This is a genomic window from Dolomitihabitans soli, assembly GCF_022213955.1.
Classification (GTDB): Bacteria; Actinomycetota; Actinomycetes; order Streptosporangiales; family Streptosporangiaceae; genus Streptosporangium_A; species Streptosporangium_A soli.
In genome coordinates this window covers 116,655-133,826 of sequence record NZ_JAKNTW010000028.1, presented here as the reverse complement: position 1 = coordinate 133,826, position 17,172 = coordinate 116,655, and the positions used below count along the sequence as shown (strand labels likewise).

General features: G+C 72.1%; 14 protein-coding genes. 9 read left to right on the top strand and 5 right to left on the bottom strand.

Going from position 1 to position 17,172, the window contains the following annotated elements:
* Positions 1 to 22: 22 nt before the first annotated feature.
* A complete protein-coding gene (locus tag MBA17_RS38210) occupies positions 23 to 2,863 on the bottom strand; it encodes a CHAT domain-containing protein (RefSeq protein WP_238502499.1) in 2,841 nt (946 codons plus the stop codon).
* Positions 2,864 to 3,044: 181 nt separating this feature from the next.
* Between MBA17_RS38210 and MBA17_RS38205 the strand changes: the two genes are divergently transcribed.
* From MBA17_RS38205 to MBA17_RS38195, 3 genes are read left to right on the top strand one after another with little or no spacing between them, the layout of a single operon-like run.
* Complete coding sequence (locus MBA17_RS38205) at positions 3,045 to 4,322, top strand: S8 family peptidase (protein ID WP_238502497.1); 1,278 nt, start codon at positions 3,045 to 3,047, stop codon at positions 4,320 to 4,322.
* 46 nt (positions 4,323 to 4,368) lie between these two features.
* Positions 4,369 to 4,944, top strand: coding sequence for an RNA polymerase sigma factor (locus tag MBA17_RS38200; RefSeq protein WP_238502495.1), 576 nt, complete (start codon positions 4,369 to 4,371; stop codon positions 4,942 to 4,944).
* Positions 4,945 to 4,949: 5 nt separating this feature from the next.
* On the top strand, positions 4,950 to 5,474 hold the full coding sequence (locus MBA17_RS38195; protein ID WP_238502493.1) for a hypothetical protein: 525 nt from the start codon (positions 4,950 to 4,952) through the stop codon (positions 5,472 to 5,474).
* Between the two features lie 72 nt (positions 5,475 to 5,546).
* On the opposite strand, the gene MBA17_RS38190 is transcribed toward MBA17_RS38195, so the two are convergent.
* Positions 5,547 to 6,485 (bottom strand): ABC transporter substrate-binding protein, encoded by a 939-nt coding sequence (locus MBA17_RS38190; RefSeq protein ID WP_238502491.1) that lies wholly within the window; start codon positions 6,483 to 6,485, stop codon positions 5,547 to 5,549.
* 441 nt (positions 6,486 to 6,926) lie between these two features.
* Here MBA17_RS38190 and MBA17_RS38185 point away from each other — a divergent pair, with 441 nt between their 5' ends.
* Positions 6,927 to 9,692: a sensor histidine kinase gene (locus MBA17_RS38185; protein ID WP_238502490.1), complete on the top strand. Its 2,766-nt coding sequence runs from the start codon at positions 6,927 to 6,929 to the stop codon at positions 9,690 to 9,692.
* A gap of 169 nt (positions 9,693 to 9,861) precedes the next feature.
* Complete coding sequence (locus MBA17_RS38180) at positions 9,862 to 10,413, top strand: GTP-binding protein (RefSeq protein ID WP_238502545.1); 552 nt, start codon at positions 9,862 to 9,864, stop codon at positions 10,411 to 10,413.
* A 61-nt stretch (positions 10,414 to 10,474) separates the two neighbouring features.
* Here the strand turns inward: MBA17_RS38180 and MBA17_RS38175 are convergent, their stop codons facing one another.
* Both MBA17_RS38175 and MBA17_RS38170 read right to left on the bottom strand, forming a co-directional pair.
* The gene (locus tag MBA17_RS38175) at positions 10,475 to 11,428 is read right to left on the bottom strand and encodes an SIS domain-containing protein (RefSeq protein ID WP_238502488.1); all 954 of its coding nucleotides are present in this window, start codon (positions 11,426 to 11,428) and stop codon (positions 10,475 to 10,477) included.
* The gene (locus tag MBA17_RS38170; protein ID WP_238502486.1) at positions 11,425 to 12,558 is read right to left on the bottom strand and encodes a hypothetical protein; all 1,134 of its coding nucleotides are present in this window, start codon (positions 12,556 to 12,558) and stop codon (positions 11,425 to 11,427) included. Before MBA17_RS38170 ends, MBA17_RS38175 begins: the two co-directional genes overlap by 4 nt.
* A gap of 145 nt (positions 12,559 to 12,703) precedes the next feature.
* On the opposite strand from MBA17_RS38170, the gene MBA17_RS38165 reads away from it, so the two are divergent.
* The 4 genes from MBA17_RS38165 to MBA17_RS38150 are packed head-to-tail and all read left to right on the top strand — an operon-like array spanning position 12,704 to position 16,502.
* On the top strand, positions 12,704 to 13,825 hold the full coding sequence (locus MBA17_RS38165) for a polyamine ABC transporter substrate-binding protein (protein ID WP_238502484.1): 1,122 nt from the start codon (positions 12,704 to 12,706) through the stop codon (positions 13,823 to 13,825).
* Positions 13,826 to 13,835: 10 nt separating this feature from the next.
* Entirely contained in the window at positions 13,836 to 14,708 is an 873-nt protein-coding gene (locus tag MBA17_RS38160) for an ABC transporter permease (RefSeq protein ID WP_238502482.1), read from the top strand.
* Complete coding sequence (locus tag MBA17_RS38155; RefSeq protein WP_238502481.1) at positions 14,701 to 15,474, top strand: ABC transporter permease; 774 nt, start codon at positions 14,701 to 14,703, stop codon at positions 15,472 to 15,474. The genes MBA17_RS38160 and MBA17_RS38155 overlap by 8 nt, the downstream gene beginning before the upstream one ends.
* Complete coding sequence (locus MBA17_RS38150; protein ID WP_238502480.1) at positions 15,471 to 16,502, top strand: ABC transporter ATP-binding protein; 1,032 nt, start codon at positions 15,471 to 15,473, stop codon at positions 16,500 to 16,502. Before MBA17_RS38155 ends, MBA17_RS38150 begins: the two co-directional genes overlap by 4 nt.
* Here MBA17_RS38150 and MBA17_RS38145 read toward each other — a convergent pair.
* Positions 16,496 to 17,104 (bottom strand): TetR/AcrR family transcriptional regulator, encoded by a 609-nt coding sequence (locus MBA17_RS38145; protein WP_238502479.1) that lies wholly within the window; start codon positions 17,102 to 17,104, stop codon positions 16,496 to 16,498. The two genes, MBA17_RS38150 and MBA17_RS38145, sit on opposite strands and share 7 nt — an antisense overlap.
* Positions 17,105 to 17,172 lie beyond the last annotated feature (68 nt).

Below are 17,172 nucleotides of genomic sequence, written 5' to 3'. Positions count from 1 at the left end.
GATCTCGGCCCGACAGGGTCACTCACGCCGGATCGGCTCCCAGGCAGACGAACCCCGCGGCGGCGACCGTCGCCGCGGCGTCCTCCTCGCCGGCCCCGCCCGCCACCCGGCGCTGGGCCTCGGCGAGCGCCTCGGCCGCCGGACGCCCGGCGGACAGCAGCCGGTGGAAGGCGACCATCAACGGCCGGGTCTCCGCGTCGGGCACCGGCACCACCGAGGCGATGATCTGCCGGGTGCCCAGCGCGAGGAACGTCGCGCTGAGGCCCAGCAGCTCGTCCCCCGCGCGGACGACGGGCCGCCCGCTGTCGCACGCCGCCAGCACGACGGTGCGCGGCGCCAGCTCCAGCCGCTCCAGGTCGTAGACGGTCAGCGGGCCGTCGGCGAGCCGCAGCGAGGAGAACAGCGGGTTACGCGCGTGCACCCTGCCGTGCGCCGCCAGGTGCACCAGCCGCGCCCCGTTCATCGAGGCCACCACCTTCGCCACCGTCGCCGCGTCCCCGGTCAGCGGCACGGTGCCGTGGATCTCCGCCACCTCCGCCGCCTCCGCGCTGGCCCCGGGCAACCCCGGCCCCGCCGCGACTGCCGCCGTCCCCGTCGCCCCGCCCCGTCCGGCGCCGTCGGTCGCCCCGCCGTACCGGCCGACCGTGCCCGGTGGGCCCGCGTGCCGTCCGATGGTGTCCGGTGAGCTGTGGTGCCGGTTGGTCGTTCCCGGTGGGTCCGCGTGCTGATCGGCCGCGTCCGGTGAGCCGTCGGGCCGGTCGGCCGCGTCCGGTGGGTTCGCGGGCTGTCTGAACGTGTCAGATGAGCCCGCGTGCCACAGCGTGGCGGACGGGGAGACGGTGACCGGCCGGCCCGCGCACGACGGGAGCACCGACCACGGCATGGCCTGCAGCGGGCCGGTCGGGATCAGGACCAGCGGCCGGTCCCCGATCACGCCCGCCAGCGGGCGCAGCAGCAACTCGTCCAGGCCCGCCGCCGCGTGCCGCAACAGCGCCAGCGCCGCCGTACGGCTGGCCGCCCGAGCCCGCTGCCTGGCCAGGCGGCGGAGTGCGAACGGCAACCTGTCGGCGAGGTCGCGCACCGGCGCCAGCGGGCCGAGCGCGTGCGTGCGGGCCCGGCCGCCCGCGACCGTCACGGCGTGCAGCGCCCCGTCGAGGCAGGCGAACTCCACGAGCGCGGCCTCGCCCAGCGCCTCGCCGAGAGCGGTGACCGAGACCGGCCGCCAGGCGCGCGCCCGCATCCCGTGGCGGCCGGGCAGGCGGCGGGAACGGTCGCGGATCCCGCGTTCGAGCGTGACCTGGCGCTGCGCCAGCTTCGCGCTGGGGGCCCTGTCCAGCTCGGTGACGACGGCCCGCAGCTCGGCCAGATCGCGGGCGAGCGCGGGATCGTCGGGCGGCCGGACCGGGCGCAGCAGCAGGTGGCCCGCCCGGCCGCGCTCGGCCCAGGCGAGGATCCGGCCGGGGACGCCGCCGTCCAGGGCGGTCCGCAGCCCGAGTTCGGCCAGTTCCACACCGCGTTCGGCGGCGTGGGCGCGCAGGTCGGTGGCGCCGAGGGTGGCCCGGTGGTCGTCGAGGATCCGCAGGCCGGCCCTGGCCGCGCTCGCGACGCCCCGGCGGTCGCCGGTCGCCGCTCGCAGGAGGGCCTCGGCCTGCCAGGCCCTGGCCCGCATCGAGGCGGGACCGCGGTGCCGGGCGCGGGCGGCGGCGCGCAGCGGGGCCAGGGCGCGCTCCGTACGGCCCCGTTCGAGCGCGACCCGGCCGGCGGACAGGCGGGCGTCGAGGGCGGCGGCGGGCAGCCGGGCGGCGGCCAGCGCGTCGGCGACCCGTTCCAGCGCGGCGAGCGAGACCCGGGACCGCTCGCCGGAGAGGAGCCGCGACGACATCGCCGCGAACCTGGCGAGGGCCGCGCTCGCCGGCCGCTGCTGCCGGGAGAACTCGGCCGCGGCGCGCCCGGCCTGCTGGAGCGCGAGGGCCGTGTCACCCTCCAGGGTGGCCGCGCGGGCCAGCAGCAGCCGGGTCTCGGGCAGCGCCATCCGGCGGCGCTCCCGTTCGAAGGACGCGATGGCCTCCTCGGCCGCCTCCCTGGCCTCGGCGGACAGCCCCACCGAGAGCAGCAGTTCCGCGCGGTCGCGCAGCACCCACCCGAGCTGCGCCCCCAGTGCGCGCAGCCGCCGCTCGGCCAGGTCGAGATAGGACAGCGCGGCGGGGATCTCGCCGCGCATGGCGTTGACCCAGCCGAGGTTCTGCTGGACGTAGGCGAGCGTCAGGTCGAGGCCGAGCTCCCGGTTGAGCCGCTCGGCCTCCCTGAGGTCGGCCTCGGCGGCGGCGAACTCGTGCCGCTCGCCGTACAGGATGCCGCGGTTGGAGAGCACTTTCTTCACCCACACCAGGTCGCCCGCCTTGAGCAAGGAGGGCAGCGCGGTGCGGTACTCGGCGAGCGCCTCGTCCGACCGGCCCAGCTCGTAGAGGATCACTCCGCGCTGGGCCCGCGCCCGGGCGTGCGCCCGCTCGGCGTCCCGGGCTCCGGCGAGCCCGGCGAGCACGGTGTCGATCTCACGCAGGGCCTGGCGCAGCCGCCCCTTGACGGTCAGCACGAAGGCCAGCCGCAGGTGCGCCTCCGCCGCGAGAACGGCCGAACCGGCCCGCCGCCCGAGGCCGACCGCCGCCCGCAGGTGCCGGATCGCCGCGTCCGGGTCCTGGAGGTGGAGCGCGGCCAGCCCCAGCGCGCGCTCACCGATCGAGGCCGCCGGGAGATCGCCGCCGGCCGTCGCCCGCCGTACCACGTCGGTCGCGAGGGGTACGGCGCGGCGTGGCTCGCCCTCGGCGAGGCGGAGCGCCTCCTCTGCCTCGTGTGCCAGCGTCATGGTCCTCAGCGGAGTGCACGGCGGTCCGTGCTGTCAACCGGATTCCCGGGGTGCCGGCGTCATCATCCCCAGCGGGTGCACGGCGGTCCGCTGTCAACCGGATTCCTCGTGTATCACGGGGCTCCGGCCCGCCCTCTGACTGAGTGAGGGCGTCTTCCACAGCGCCGGAGGAGGAACAGGGATGGCTGTCGTCGGACGCAACGGGGAGCAGTACCAAGAGGACGAGCTCGTCGTCGCCCAGTCGCATCGTCGTCTCGTCCAGCACGGGCTCGCGCGGCTCCATGTCACCACGAGCCGGGTCGAGACGTCGGAGGAACTCGATCTCGTCATGCTCCGATTCGACAAGGCCGAGGTACGGGCCGCCGCGGTGCCGTTCCGCGATCCCGGGTGGGCGGCGGTGCACGGCGTCCGACCGGACGAGGCGGCCGAGATGGCCCGGTGGTCGGATCTGGCGCTGGTGGTGTGGGAGCTGCGCAGGCGGTTCGCGGAGCTGTACTCCAGGTGGGTGCCCTCGATGGACACCAACCGGCTGCTGGACCTGATCCACGCCTTCCCCTATCGCAAGGGCGCCGTTCCGACCTATCCGGACGTCGCGCCGGAGCAGGAGTGGGCTCCCGTCGCGGCTCCCCGCGGGGGCGGGGAACCGGTGCGGGTCGGCATCCTCGACACGGGGATCTTCCCGCACCGTCAGCTGGCCGATCGGCTGGTCGCGCGGCCCGACTCGATCCTCGACCCGCGCGAGGCGGAACACGAGGCGGGTGCGGGGATGCACAAGGCCGCCGGTCATGCCACCTTCGTGGCGGGGCTGATCGCGAAACAGGCGCCCGACGCCGTGCTCGTCGCCCGCAGGGTGCTCGACGACGCCGGCAGGGCCGTGTCGTCGTGGGAGGTCGCCAAGCGGATGGCCGAGTTCCTGACCGAGGACGTGGACGTGCTGAACCTGTCGTTCGGCTGCTCGACGGGCGACGGCAGGCCGCCGCTGGTGCTGGAGCGCGCGATCCGCCGGCTCAGCGCCAAGATGGCCGTGGTGGCGTGCGCGGGGAACACCGGCGCTCCCGGTCGCGGCGAGAACATCGCGATCTGGCCGGGAGCGCTCGACGACGTGATCACGGTGGGCGTGCCCGAGCCGCCGGGCTACCCGCAGGAGTGGTTCAGCCCCGAGGTGCCGTGGGTCGATCTCACCGCCCCCGGTCACCGTGTGACCAGCACCTATCTCGTCGGCGACGTCGCCCGTGACGAAGGCCCCGGCACGGCCGCGTTCGCCGGCTACGCCACCTGGAGCGGGACCTCCTTCGCCGCCGCCGTCGTCTCGGGGGAGATCGCGTCCCGGATCAGACCCGGCCAGGTGACCGCGGAGGAGGCGCTCGACCAGGTGCTCAAGGGCGCGGCCGCCGATCGTGGCGTCAGGCCGTTCGAGTTCCCGGCCACCGCTCGTGACAGCGGGCCGCCCGGACCCTAGAGTGTGGGGGCTCGGGGCGCTGTTCACGGGCGAGAGGGGCCCCTCGATGGTTGCTGAGGAATCGGTCGCCGCACTGGTCGGTCGGGCCGGACAGGGCGACAAGGACGCCTGGGACGAGATCGTCGAGCGTTACTCCCCGCTGGTGTGGGGGGTCTGCCGCAGGCATCGGCTCAGCCGTCACGACGCCGACGACGTCGGTCAGGGCGTGTGGCTCCGGCTGGTCGAGCAGTTGCCGAGGCTGCGCATCCCGGCCGCGCTGCCCGGCTGGCTGGCGACCACCACCCGGCGCGAGTGCCTGCGGGTGCTGCGCCTGAAGGAGACCAGGGAGGGGTACGAAGATGGCGCCGACCTGGAGACGCTGGTGGACGGCGGAGCGGCGGACGTGGACGGCGACCTGCTCGCCGCCGAGCGCCGTCTCGCGCTCCGCGCCGCCTTCGCCCGGCTCCCGCCGCAGTGCCGGCGGCTGCTCGGCCTGCTCCTCCAGGACCCGCCCGTGCCGTACTCGCGGATCAGCGCCGAGCTGGAGATGCCGGTCGGCAGCATCGGGCCGAACCGCGCCCGGTGCCTCGCGGCCCTGCGGCGCGCGCCCGAGCTGGCCGGGCTGATCGGGGCGGAGAGGTGAGAGAAGTGGCAGACGACCGGGACGACGAGTGGCTCCTCGCCTCTCTCGGGGAGGCGCTGAGCGAGGCCCGTGCCGTCCCCGCCGACTTCGTGGAGGCGGGCAAGGCCGCCTTCGCCTGGCACGATCTCGACGCCGAGCTCGCGGCCCTCACCTACGACTCCCAGGCGGAGCGGGCGGCCGTCGACCACGAGCCGGTCACCGGCGGGCCGGTGACCGGTGAGTTCCTGTCCGGCGAGTTCGTGTCCCATGAGTTCGCGACCCGCGAGCAGCATGCGGTCCTGCGGGCGATGACCTTCGAGTCGGCCGAGCAGAGCGTCGATCTGGAGGTCGTCCACGAGGCGTTGCGCGGCCAGCTCATGCCGGCCGCCCCCGGGCATGTCGAGCTGCACACCCCCACCGGTGAGGTCGCCGCGTTCGCCGTGGACGCCCTCGGCTACTTCGTCATCGCGCCGATCCCGTCCGGGCCGTTCCGGCTCGGCTGGCGCACCCTGGACGGCGTCGCCGTACGCACCTCGTGGGTGACGCTCTGACCGGTCTCGTCAGCGGGGGATCCAGGTCAGCGGGATCCAGGTCAGCGGGATCCAGGTCAGCGGGGATGCAGGTCAGCGGGGGATCCAGTCCTTCCAGACGACGGTGTTGTCCTCGACCCACTTCCGGGCGGCCTGGTCGGCGCTCATCCCGCCGTTGCCGATGTCGGTGGCGACCGCGTTCTGGTGGTCGTTGGTCCAGACGAAGTTGCGCACCAGCTCGTACGCCCGGCCGCCGGTGCGGGTGAACGAGGTGCTCACGATCTTGTCGAGCAGGTAGGGAGGGTAGTCGCAGGCCACCTTCGCCGGGTCGGCGTCGCAGCCGATGACGTAGGGCGGGAGGTTGACCTTGGCGAGCTCGACCTGGGTGAACAGCCACTGCGGCTGGTAGAAGTACATCAGCAGGGGCTCCTTGCGCTCCGTCGCGTTCCGCGCCGCGTCGATGAGCGCGTCCTCGCCGCCGGCGTAGACGACCTTGTAGTTCAGGTCGAGGTTGTCGATCAGGGCCTCGTCGTTGGTCACGTAGGATTTGTCGCCGTCAAGGACCTGGCCCTTGTCGCCGGATTTATCCGTTCTAAAAAGATGGGCGTATTTATTTAGGTTCCGCCAGTCTGTTATATCGGGATATTTCCGGACCATCCACTGAGGGACGTACCAGCCGATGGTCCCCTTGTTGCCGTTCGTCCCGGCTGACACCGCGACCTTCTTCTCCTCGATGTACTCCCGCTTCTCCGCCTCCCGCCCCCAGTTCTCGACGATCACGTCGACCGTGCCGCTCTCGAATCCCTTCCACGCCTCGGCCTCGGTCATCTCGGTCCGCTCGACCTCGTAGCCGAGTTCGTGTTCCAGTAAATAGGCGAGAACGGCCGCGGCGGACTCGTAGCCGACCCAGGGATTCAGCGCGATCCGCACTTTCGCGGGCGGCTGTACGGCCTGCGGCGCGGGGCTGGTGCAACCGGAGAGCAGCAGAACCGCCACCAGCAAGATCGTCCGGATGGGGTGCGGGTCTCTCATCGTCCCTCCGAAAGGTGTGCTCGCCTCGGGGCGTCCTGGGGGCGGTCCCGTCGGCTCGAGGTCGAGGGTAAGGGGGTGGTCATGACATGCGGTGAATATCCGGAATCACGACATTGTGATATGTCCGGAAATCCAGGTGTATGACGTCCGTTTTAAACGATCAAGACCTGGAACGATGTACCCTTCCCGCCGGCCCATCGCCGCATCCGGCCGAATACCCGTCGAAGTCCCACGTCATTGACCTCCCGATCAGCGGCTCCGAGCTCGTTTCCCGCCGGCCCCATCCATCACATTCGCCCTAGCTATGTTCCATCAGCCCCAGATGTGTTGCAATTGGCCCCGGATTACCTGGATTCGCCGGTGGTCGCCGGCTCTCCAGCGGGTCCACGCGCTCGTGCAGGCACGCCGAGGTTCGGCGAGAGGTGCGTTCGGTGAGTACAGATGTTTGACCGGGAGGTGACGGCGCGGGCGGTGCCCGCCGCCGAGGAAGGGGCCGGCAACGGCCTGCGGGTGCGCAACTGGCGCGTGCGTTCCCGACTGATCGCGCTCATCCTCGTGCCGACCGCAGCCGCGGTGCTGCTCGGCGGCGTCCAGGTGTTCGCCTCCACCACCGCGGCCGACGACTACGAGCGTGCGAACGAGCTGGCCGAGCTCTCCGGCCGGATCTCCGCGATGACCCACGAGGTCGCCGCCGAGCGGGACCTGATGGCCTGGTTCCTCGCCGTGACCGACGACGACGCCCGCGCGGATCGTGAGGAGGACGTGCGCGAGCAGATGCAGCGGGTCGACGGGACGGCGGGGCGGGTCCGCGACGCGGCGAGCCTCCTGCAGGGAGCGCTGACCGGGCGGGCGGCGGACGAGGTCGGCACCGTGCTCGCCCGGCTCGGCGACCTGGTGCCGCTCCGTGAACAGGCCCTGTCCAGGCGGCTGCTCCCCGACGCGGCCATCGACCTCTACACCCTGGTGCTCGACGACCTGCTCTCACTGAACGACGAACTGGGCAAGGGGACCCGCGACGACGTGCTGTTCGGCCAGGCGCTGACGCTGGACGCGCTGGCCCGGATCAAGGAGAGCGCCTCGCGGCAGCGCGGCCTGATCACCGTCGTGCTGGCCACCGGCCGGTTCGAGCAGGAGCGGATGGAGAAGTTCCTCGGCGTGCTGTCGAGCGAGCAGTCCCAGCGCAGGGCCTTCGCCGGCGAGGCGAACGCCGGGGTGCGCCGCCTGTTCGACGAGAGCGTCAACGGCCGCTCCGCCGACCGCGCGCTGTTCCTCCGCGAACTCGTCCTCACCAGGGCGAGCGCCGGGCAGCCGCTGACTGGGCTCGACCAGGCCCGCGACGACGACGCCGCCGCGTGGTTCGAGGCGATGACCGTCACCGTCGACCGGATCCGCGAGGTGGAGCGCCGCCACGGTCAGTCCATCGCCGCCAGGAGCCGCCAGCTCAACGACGCTGAGCTCAGACGTGCCGTGCTGGTCGCCATCGCGGTGGCCACCCTGCTGCTCGCCGTACTCGCCATCACCACGGGGGTGGCCCGCTCGCTGGTGCGTCCGCTGCGGCACCTGCGGACCGAGGCCCTGGAGATCGCGGAGAACCGGCTGCCCGCCGTCGTGCAGCGGCTCCGCGAGTCCGACAGCGGCCGGGACCCCGACGAGGTCCCGGCGATCCAGGTCTACTCGCGCGACGAGGTGGGGGAGGTGGCCCGCGCGTTCGACGAGGTGCATCGGGAGGCGGTACGGCTGGCGGGAAACGAGGCCAGGCTGCGGGGCAGCGTCAACGCGATGTTCGTCAACCTCTCGCGTCGCAGCCAGACCCTCGTCGAACGCCAGTTGTCGCTGGTGGAACGTCTGGAGCTGGGCGAGAGCGACGAGACGCGGCTGGCCGACCTGTTCGCCCTCGACCACCTGGCCACCCGGATGCGGCGCTACAGCGAGAACCTGCTGGTGCTGGCCGGGCACGAGGCGGCGCGGCGGTGGAACAAGCCGCTGGACCTGATGGACGTGGCCCGCGCGGCTCTGTCGGAGGTCGAGGGCTACGACCGGGTGACGAACCAGGTGCGCTCGGAGGTGGCCGTCGCGGGCGAGGCGGTCAGCGACGTGGTCCACCTGCTGGCCGAACTGGTGGAGAACGCCCTCGGCTTCTCCCCGCGCGACGCCAAGGTGACCCTGTCGGGCAGCCGGAGCGACTACGGCGGCGTGATGCTGTCCGTGACCGACGGCGGGATCGGGATGTCGCCCGAGGACCTCGACGAGGCGAACCGGCGGCTGATGGACCCGCCGCTGGTCGACGTGTCGGTCTCACGGCGGATGGGGTTGTTCGTCGTCGGCCGGCTGGCGCTCAGGCACGACATCAAGGTACGGCTGCGCAGGCACGACCTGGGCGGGCTGACCGCCATGGTGCTCCTTCCCGAGGCGCTGGTGGTCCCGGCCTCCGCCGCCGCGGTCGCGCTCCCGCTGGCGGCCCCCGACTGGCCGGCGCCGGAGACGCCGGGAGCGCCGCGGCCCGGCTTCGAGACGCGGTCGCCGTGGCCCGACACTCAGACCCCCGACTGGCTGGAGCCGGAGACGCCGGGAGCGCCGCGGCCCGGCTCCGAGACCCGGTCGCCGTGGCCCGACACGCAGGACCCGCACTGGCCGGACCCCGAGACGGCGTCGTCGCCGTGGCCGGACACGGCGGAGGATCCCGCGTCGCCGCAGTGGACGGACCCGCAGGCGCCCCCGTGGCGGGAGGCCGACATGCGGGTGCCGCGGTGGCCCGACGCGGAGCCCGTGGCCGAGCAGTCGTCCGCCGAGGGCGACTTCCTGCCGGTCTACGCCGCCACCGAGTCGGCCTGGTTCATGAAGCACGCGCCGCAGATGCCGGAGACCGACCCGTGGACGTCCCCGGCGGACACCGGCTGGCGGGCCGCCGAGGCCGCGGCCGAGCCCGCCCTCGGCGGGACGACGGCCGCCGGGCTGCCCAAGCGGCAGCCCAGGGCGAACCTCGTGCCCGGTTCCGTGCCGGGTTCGGTGGCCATGCCCGTCGCCATGCCGGAGAACTGGGCGGGTGCGGCCGGCCCGCGTTACCCGCCGCCGCCGGACGCGCCGCGGCGGCTGCCCTCGGCGGATCAGGTGCGCGGCCGGTTCGCCGCCCTGCAGAACGGCGTGCGCAGGGGCCGGGCGGAGATCGAGGACTGGCGCGGAGGCGACTCCGCGGGGGAGGTGCGGTGAATGGATGGTGTTCTCGTCGGTCTCATCCGTGACCTCTATGTACCTCTTATTGTCATACACCGCGGGGTAGCGTGCCATCTGCGAGCTGTGCCGGCAGCCGAGAGGTCGGCGGTCGGGTTGCCGGAAAGGGTACTCAGTGGATTTCGCGGGCTCCAGTCGTGACGGCGGGTTGACGTCGACGAAGATCGTCGTGGCCGGTGGGTTCGGCGTCGGCAAGACCACCTTCGTGGGGGCGGTCTCCGAGATCCTGCCGTTGACGACCGAGGCGGTGATGACCGACGCCAGCGTCGGCATCGACGATCTCGGGATGACGCCGAACAAGACGACGACCACCGTGGCGATGGACTTCGGCCGCGTGTCGCTCGACCGTGATCTGATCCTCTATCTGTTCGGCACGCCGGGTCAGCACCGGTTCTGGTTCATGTGGGACGACCTGGTGCGGGGGGCCATCGGCGCGGTGGTGCTGGTCGACAGCCGCCGGCTGGCCGACAGCTTCCCCGCGATCGACTACTTCGAGGAGGCCCGCCTGCCGTTCGTGGTCGGCCTCAACGGTTTCAACGGCCTGTACCCGCACGGCGAGGACGAGGTCAGGGACGCCCTGACGCTCGCCCCGCACATCCCGATCGTGCGCACGGACGCCCGGGCCAGGCCCTCCGTCAAGGTCACGCTGATCACCCTGGTCGAGCACGCCCTGGCCATGCGCGCCGCGTACGGTCTCTGACGACCCCGGGAGCCGGTGGTCCGGCGGCGGTCATCGCGCCCCGTCCGTTCGGCGATGGTCCTCAGCGCCGCCACCAGGAGGCCGCGACCAATTCCGCGACCAGCGTCTCGGTCAGCAGGGCGACCATCGGGTCGTCGTCGCCCCGGTAGCGGATCGTGCCCTTCGCCCCCGGCGTCTCGCCGCCCACCGACAGCACCGTGGAGCCGCGTCGCCGTACCCAGTCCATGGCCTGCTCGTCGTAGCGGGAGCCGGGGTAGAGGATGGCGCGGTAGTCGAGGGTCTTGGTGAGGTAGACGTCCACGTGCGACCAGTCGCCGGTCTCGCAGGCGTCCGCGGCCCGGCGCGGGCCCTCCCGGAACATCAGCGCCGACTGCTCCGCCGAGGAGAGCCGTTCGGCGGGGGCGATCGTGTAGACCCCGTCCGGACCGTCGAGCAGGTTCGCCGCGCTTTCCAGCCACTCGCCGCGCCGGTCGAGCAGGTCGGCGGTCGCCTCCGCGGCACGCCCGAGCGTTCCCGGCAGGTCGCCGCCCGCCCCGGTGAGACGTGCCTCCAGCGCGAACAGCAGGGCGAGGGTGTGCTGGAACGTACGGCAGGCGACCCCGCCCCGTTCCTCGCCCGCGAGCATCGGCACCACCAGGTCGGCGCCTTCGGTGACCGCGGATCCGGGGACGTTGGTGATCGCCGCGACGAACGCCCCGCCCGTGTAGCGGGCCAGCGCGTCGAGCGTCTCCCCGCTTCCGCCGGTGGCCGAGATCGGCACCACGAGGGTGTCCCGGCCCGGCGGATGGGACCGGCTCGCCGAGCCGTACTCCGCGACGGCGTCGATGCCCGCCGCGCGGAGTCGCAGGGCGGCCGTCCCGGCGGCGTACCGCGAGCTGCCCATGCCCAGGAACACCACCCGCCGAAGTCCGCCGGGCAGCCCGTCGAAGGGGTCGCCGGCGGCCAGCGCCTCGGCCAGGGCCGTCAGCGCCTCAGGCTTGCGCTCCAGGTCGGCGAGGTACAGCTCGGGGTTCACGAGGTCTCCTGTCCGGGGTAACGGGTGCGCAGGACGCCCATCGGCGCGTACCGCCAGCGGGGCAGGTGCCGGGCGGCGTAGATCAGTTCCCGGCACTCCTGCTCGATCTCGAACGGCCCGAGCAGCGACTCGTCGAGGAGTTCGGCCCTGCCGTGCTCGGCCAGGCGCGCGCGGTAGGCGTCCAGCAGTTCCGCGCGGGCGCGCCGCGTCCATCGGGCGACGGCCGAGGGGTCCGCGTCGAGGCGCCTGATCGCCACCTGCCCGGCGTGTTCCAGGCTGGTGGCGAGTTGTGCGAGGTCGCGCGCGGCCGGTTGGTACGGCGTGGCCTCCGCGACGGTCGGGTTGCCGTCGAAGTCGATCACCGCGTACCCGTCGCGCCATCGCAGGATCTGCCCGACGTGCAGGTCCCCGTGGATCCTGATCAGCGGTGTCGCCCGCTCGGCCGCCAGTCCCGCCAGCCCGTCGCGCAGCGTCCGCGCCCGGGCGGCCAGCCAGTCGCCGTCGGTCCCGTCCGTCAGGTCCAGCGCCTCGGCGAGCGCGTCCTCCGCCCTCCTCAGCCAGGCCGGGCCGTCGGCCGCCGGGCGGGTGCCCGCGGTCGCGGGGGAGGGGGTGGCGAGGGCGAGGTGCAGGTCGGCGGCGAGGCCGCCGAGCGGCGCGGCGAACGCGGTGCGCCCGCCGGCGGCGTCGTCGACGCACCAGGTCCAGCCGTCCCGCGCGCCCGGGAGGTAACCCGTGACCAGGGCGAGCAGGAGCTCGCCGCCGTCCGGCGCGCGCATGGTCAGCGCGGCGTACGGCGGTGCGGTCGCGGTGAAGCCGACCCGCGTGAGATGGCCGAGGAGTTCGGGCGCCGGATGGGGCGACGCGGCCGGTGGCGTCAGCCACTTGACCACGATCTGCTCGTCCACCACCACCGACCGGTTCGTCTGGTCCACTTCGAACCCCCGCTCGCCGTAGTTTAGGAGGGGCGGTATCGCCACGAAGTGCATGACCTGAAATGGTGGAGGCAGGTCGTCGCCCCGGGCGAGCGCCGCCAGGAGCCCGGCCGAGACGCCGTCGCCCGGCCGAGGGGCGGTCCAGGGGTGCTGCCCGGCCAGGGAAACGAGCCGTTCAAATATTGAACGTGGATTCAACTCGGCGATCAAACTCCCAGGTCGCAATGTGGACACAACTCTTGCTCATGTTGAACTTGACTGCAACACTCCTGTTTTGGTCTGCGTTGCCCGATTCGGTCGCCCGCGGCCTTCCGCACAGCTGAATCTGAAGGAGTAGCGGCCCGTGTCCCGTGCCCGGTACCACCGTCGTCTTCCGGCCGCCCTCATGGCCACCGGGCTCGCGCTCGCCGTCGCGGCATGTGGCGGCGAAGCCGCCGACGGCGGACAGGCGGCGACCGCCACCGCCGCGCAGCTCGACCCGAACGCCGATCTCGCCAAGCAGAAGCTCACCATCTCGATCTGGGAGGACTACAGCCCCGAGGACCTCCCCCAGAAGGTCAAGGCCAAGCTCGGCACCGAGATGACGCGCACCCTGCACGCGACCAACGAAGAGATCATGGCCAAGCTGACCGCGGGCGCCGACAGCGGCCTCGACGTCGCCTTCGTCTCCGGGCAGTACGCCCAGGCCCTGAACGGCGCCGGCCTGCTCGAACCGATCCACCCCGAGCTGATCCCCAACCTGGCCAACCTCTACCCCGAGGCGAAGCAGCTCTCCTACGACAAGGGCAACAAGTACTCCGTGCCCTACACCTGGGGGACCACCGGGATCTGCTACCGGTCCGACCTCGTCAAGAAGCCGCCGACGAGCTGGAACGACCTGCTCGACCCGCCCGCCGAGGCGAAGAAGAAGGTCACCATGATGACCACCGAGCGCTGGCTGGCGCTGCCCGCGCTCAAGTCCCTCGGCTACTCGGTCAACACCGTGAACGACGAGGAGATCGGCAAGGCCCGCGAGCTGCTGCTCAAGGCGAAGCAGAACCTGCTCGCCTACGACGACACCACCTTCGGCAAGAAGCTGACCGACGGGCAGGCCGTGATGGTCGAGGCGTGGGACGGCTGGTGCCCCACCGCGGAGAAGAACATCAAGTTCGTGGTGCCGAAGGAGGGCAGCGACCTCTGGGTGGACACGATGGTCATCCTGAAGTCCTCCAAGAACAAGGAGGCGGCCCACGCCCTGATCAACTACATCCTCGACCCCGAGATCCACGGCTGGGCCGCGGCGAACATCCTCTACAACGTGCCGAACAAGGCCGCGATGGACCAGGTCGACCCCAAGCTGAAGTCGTCCACCCCCGCGCTCCAGATGACCCCGGCCGACCTCCTCCAGGGCGAGTCGCTGCGGGACCTGGGCGAGGACTCGACCAAGTACACCCGCCTGGCCACCGAGGTCGCGGCACAGCAATGAGCGACCAGCGTTGACCGTCGACTCCCCAACGAGACGGGGCCGGGCGCCGATCGCGGCGCGCCTGGTCCTGCTCGGCCCCGGCCTGGCCTACCTGGCCGGTTTCCTGCTGATCCCGTTGGCCCTGGTGCTCAGCTACACGGTCTTCCGCAGGGGCCGCTTCGGCGGGGTGGTCTACGAGGCGACCGCGGAGAACTTCACCCGCCTGTTCGACCCGCTCTACCTCGACGTGGTCCTGGGCTCGGTCCGGATCGCCGTCATCACCACGCTGCTCGCCCTCCTGCTCGGCTACCCGACGGCCTACCTGATCGCCAGGCTGCCGCAGCCGTGGAAGACGATCGCGCTGGTGGCGATCGTGCTGCCGTTCTGGACGAACTTCCTGGTCCGCGTCTACGCCTGGATCGTCCTGCTCAGCGGACCCGGCCTGGTCAACAGCACGCTCCTGGACCTGGGCCTGATCGACGAGCCGCTGGAACTCCTCTACAACCAGGGCACGATCGTCACCGGGCTGCTCTACTCCTACCTGCCGCTCATGGTGCTCCCGCTCTACGCGGCGATCGAGAGACTCGACCCGCAGCTCCGCGAGGCGTCGGCCAACCTGGGCGCGCGCCCGATGAGGACCTTCGTGTCGGTGACGCTGCCGCTCACCATGCCGGGCGTGCTCACCGGCTGCCTGTTCGTCTTCGTGCCCAGCTTCGGCAACTTCATCATCCCCGAACTGCTCGGCGGCGGCCGGTCGATCATGGTGGGCAACCTGATCAGGGACCAGTTCCTCAAGGCGCGGGACTGGCCGTTCGGCGCGACCCTGGCGCTGGCGCTGCTCGCCGTACTCCTCGTGCTGTTGTTCGCGCAGGCGTGGACGGCCAGGAGGTACGGCCGTGCGTGAGTCCCGGCTGCTGCACGTGCCCTTCTGGGCCACCTTCGTCTTCCTCTACGCACCGATCGTGGTGCTCGTCGTCTACTCGTTCAACGCGGGCGATTCGCCGTTCTCCTTCGAGGGGTTCACCTTCCGGTGGTACGGCGAGCTGGCCGGCAACGCGGACATCCGCACGGGGCTGGTCAACACGCTGGTCGTGGCGGCGGGCTCGACGGTTCTCTCCACCGTGCTCGGCACCCTGCTCGCGGTCGGGCTGGCCAGGCACACCCGCTCCCGGCTGCTCGACGCGGTGGGCCTGCTCCCGGCGGTGCTGCCCGACCTGGTGCTGGCGATCGGGCTGTTGGTGTTCTACAGCGCGATCAAGATCACTCTCGGCCTGCACTCGGTGCTGCTGGCGCACACCGTCTTCGGGATGGCCTTCGTCGCCGCGGTGGTGCGGACCAGGCTGGCGCACGCCGACACCTCGCTGGAGGAGGCGTCCCGCGACCTCGGCGCGGGGCCGCTGACCACCTTCGCACGGATCACCCTGCCGCAGCTCGCCCCGGGCATCGCGGCCGGCGCGCTGCTGGCGTTCACCCTGTCGGTGGACGAGTTCGTGATCGCGTTCTTCACGGCCGCGCCGACCGAGCCGACCCTGCCCATCGTCATCTACTCGATGGTCCGTTTCGGGGTCACCCCCGAGATCAACGCCCTGGCGACGCTGTTGCTCGCGGTGAGCTTCACCGTGGTGATCGTCGCTCAGCGGATGACCCGACTTACGGAGTCGTTCTCGTGACATCGCTCCACATCCAGGACGTCAGCCGTAGCTTCGGCGACGTCACGGCGCTGGCCGGCGTCTCGCTGGAGATCCGGCAGGGCGAGTTCTTCGCGCTGCTCGGGCCGAGCGGCTGCGGCAAGACCACGCTGCTGCGCATCCTGGCCGGCTTCGAGTCGCCCGACGGGGGCCGGGTCACGCTCGACGGAGCCGACCTGCTCGCCCTGCCGCCGCACCGCAGGCCGGTCAACCTGATGTTCCAGTCGTACGCGCTGTTCCCGCACATGACCGTGGCCAAGAACGTCGCCTACGGCCTGGAACGCGAGAGGCTCGGCCGTGCGGAGGTCCGGAGACGGGTGCACGACGTGCTGGAGACCGTCGGGCTGACGGCCGAGGCCGGGCGCCGGCCGCACCGGTTGTCCGGCGGTCAGCGCCAGCGGGTGGCACTGGCCAGGGCCATCGTCAAGCGGCCCCGCGTGCTGCTGCTCGACGAGCCGCTGTCCGCCCTGGACAAGAAGGTGCGCGCGGAGATGCAGCTGGAGCTCAAGCGGCTGCAGAACGAGGTCGGCATCACCTTCGTCGTGGTCACCCACGACCAGGAGGAGGCGATGTCGCTCGCCGACCGGATCGCGGTCTTCAAGGAGGGCAGGGTGGAGCAGATCGACGCGCCCGTCACCCTTTACGAGCGGCCGGGCACGCCCTTCGTCGCCGACTTCGTCGGGGCCAACAACCTCTTCACGGGCACGGCGGGCGAGGGCGGCGTGGACGTGCCCGGGATCGGCCTGCTGCCCTGCGACGCGGACGTGGCCCCGGGCACTCCGGTGCTGCTCGCCGTACGGCCGGAGAAGGTGCGGATCGGCGAGGGCGGGAGGCTGTCCGGGGTGGTGGTGGACGTCAGCTTCTACGGCGGGGTGTCGCACGTCTCGGTCGGTGTCGAAGGACGGTCCGGCCCGGTGCTGGTGGCGACGCAGGGGGCCACCAGGGTGACCTCGGGCTCGCCGGTCTCGCTCGGCTGGGCGGCCGGCGACGCGGTGCTGATCGCTCAGTGAACACTCTTCAGCGGGTTGCCCGTCGCGGTCCTGGCGTAGGCCAGTATGAGCTCCGCCGCCTCCTGTGGTCCGATCACCGGGTGCCTGGCGGTGATGCGGTAGCCGTACGCGTCTTCGAGGGCGACCAGGTTGCGGGCGATCGTCAGGGAGTCGCCGGCGAGGGTGAAGGCGCCGATGGCCTGGCCGGTGTCGAGGATGCTCTGGTACATCGACACCTGGCGGTCGTAGAGCGTGGTGAGCAGCAGCGCGTACATCCGGTTGCGGGCCGCGGCGCCGCCCAGCTCGTTGAGCAGCAGCACGTCGGGGTCGTCGGGCCCGTGCGGCAGTCCGGAGCGTACTGTTACGACCAGTTTGTCCACCGGGTCACTCAGTCCTTCGAGGCGCTTCCTGCGCACCTCGTAGAAACGCTCCATGCCGGCGTGGTGGGCCTCCACCAGCAGGTCGGAGAGATCGGGGTAGTGGTAGAGGACCGCGCCGGAGGTCAGCCCGGCCTCCGCGGCGACATGGTTGAGGTGCACGCCGCCGAGGCCGTGCCTGACGATCGCCCGCCCGGCCGCCGCGATGAGATCCTGACGGCGCTCGACCCGGCTCTTGCGCGTCACCCCGGCTCGCCTCCCCGATCGGTCATCTGCATGGTGATGGAGATTCACCTGGAGACCCCCGTCTGTCC

Excerpts from the sequence above, each read along its gene's own strand:
- MBA17_RS38200 (WP_238502495.1), top strand. The coding sequence starts at position 4,369 with ATGGTTGCTGAGGAATCGGTCGCCGCACTGGTCGGTCGGGCCGGACAG.
- MBA17_RS38210 (WP_238502499.1), bottom strand. The coding sequence starts at position 2,863 with ATGACGCTGGCACACGAGGCAGAGGAGGCGCTCCGCCTCGCCGAGGGC.
- MBA17_RS38185 (WP_238502490.1), top strand. The coding sequence starts at position 6,927 with ATGTTTGACCGGGAGGTGACGGCGCGGGCGGTGCCCGCCGCCGAGGAA.
- MBA17_RS38205 (WP_238502497.1), top strand. The coding sequence starts at position 3,045 with ATGGCTGTCGTCGGACGCAACGGGGAGCAGTACCAAGAGGACGAGCTC.
- MBA17_RS38190 (WP_238502491.1), bottom strand. The coding sequence starts at position 6,485 with ATGAGAGACCCGCACCCCATCCGGACGATCTTGCTGGTGGCGGTTCTG.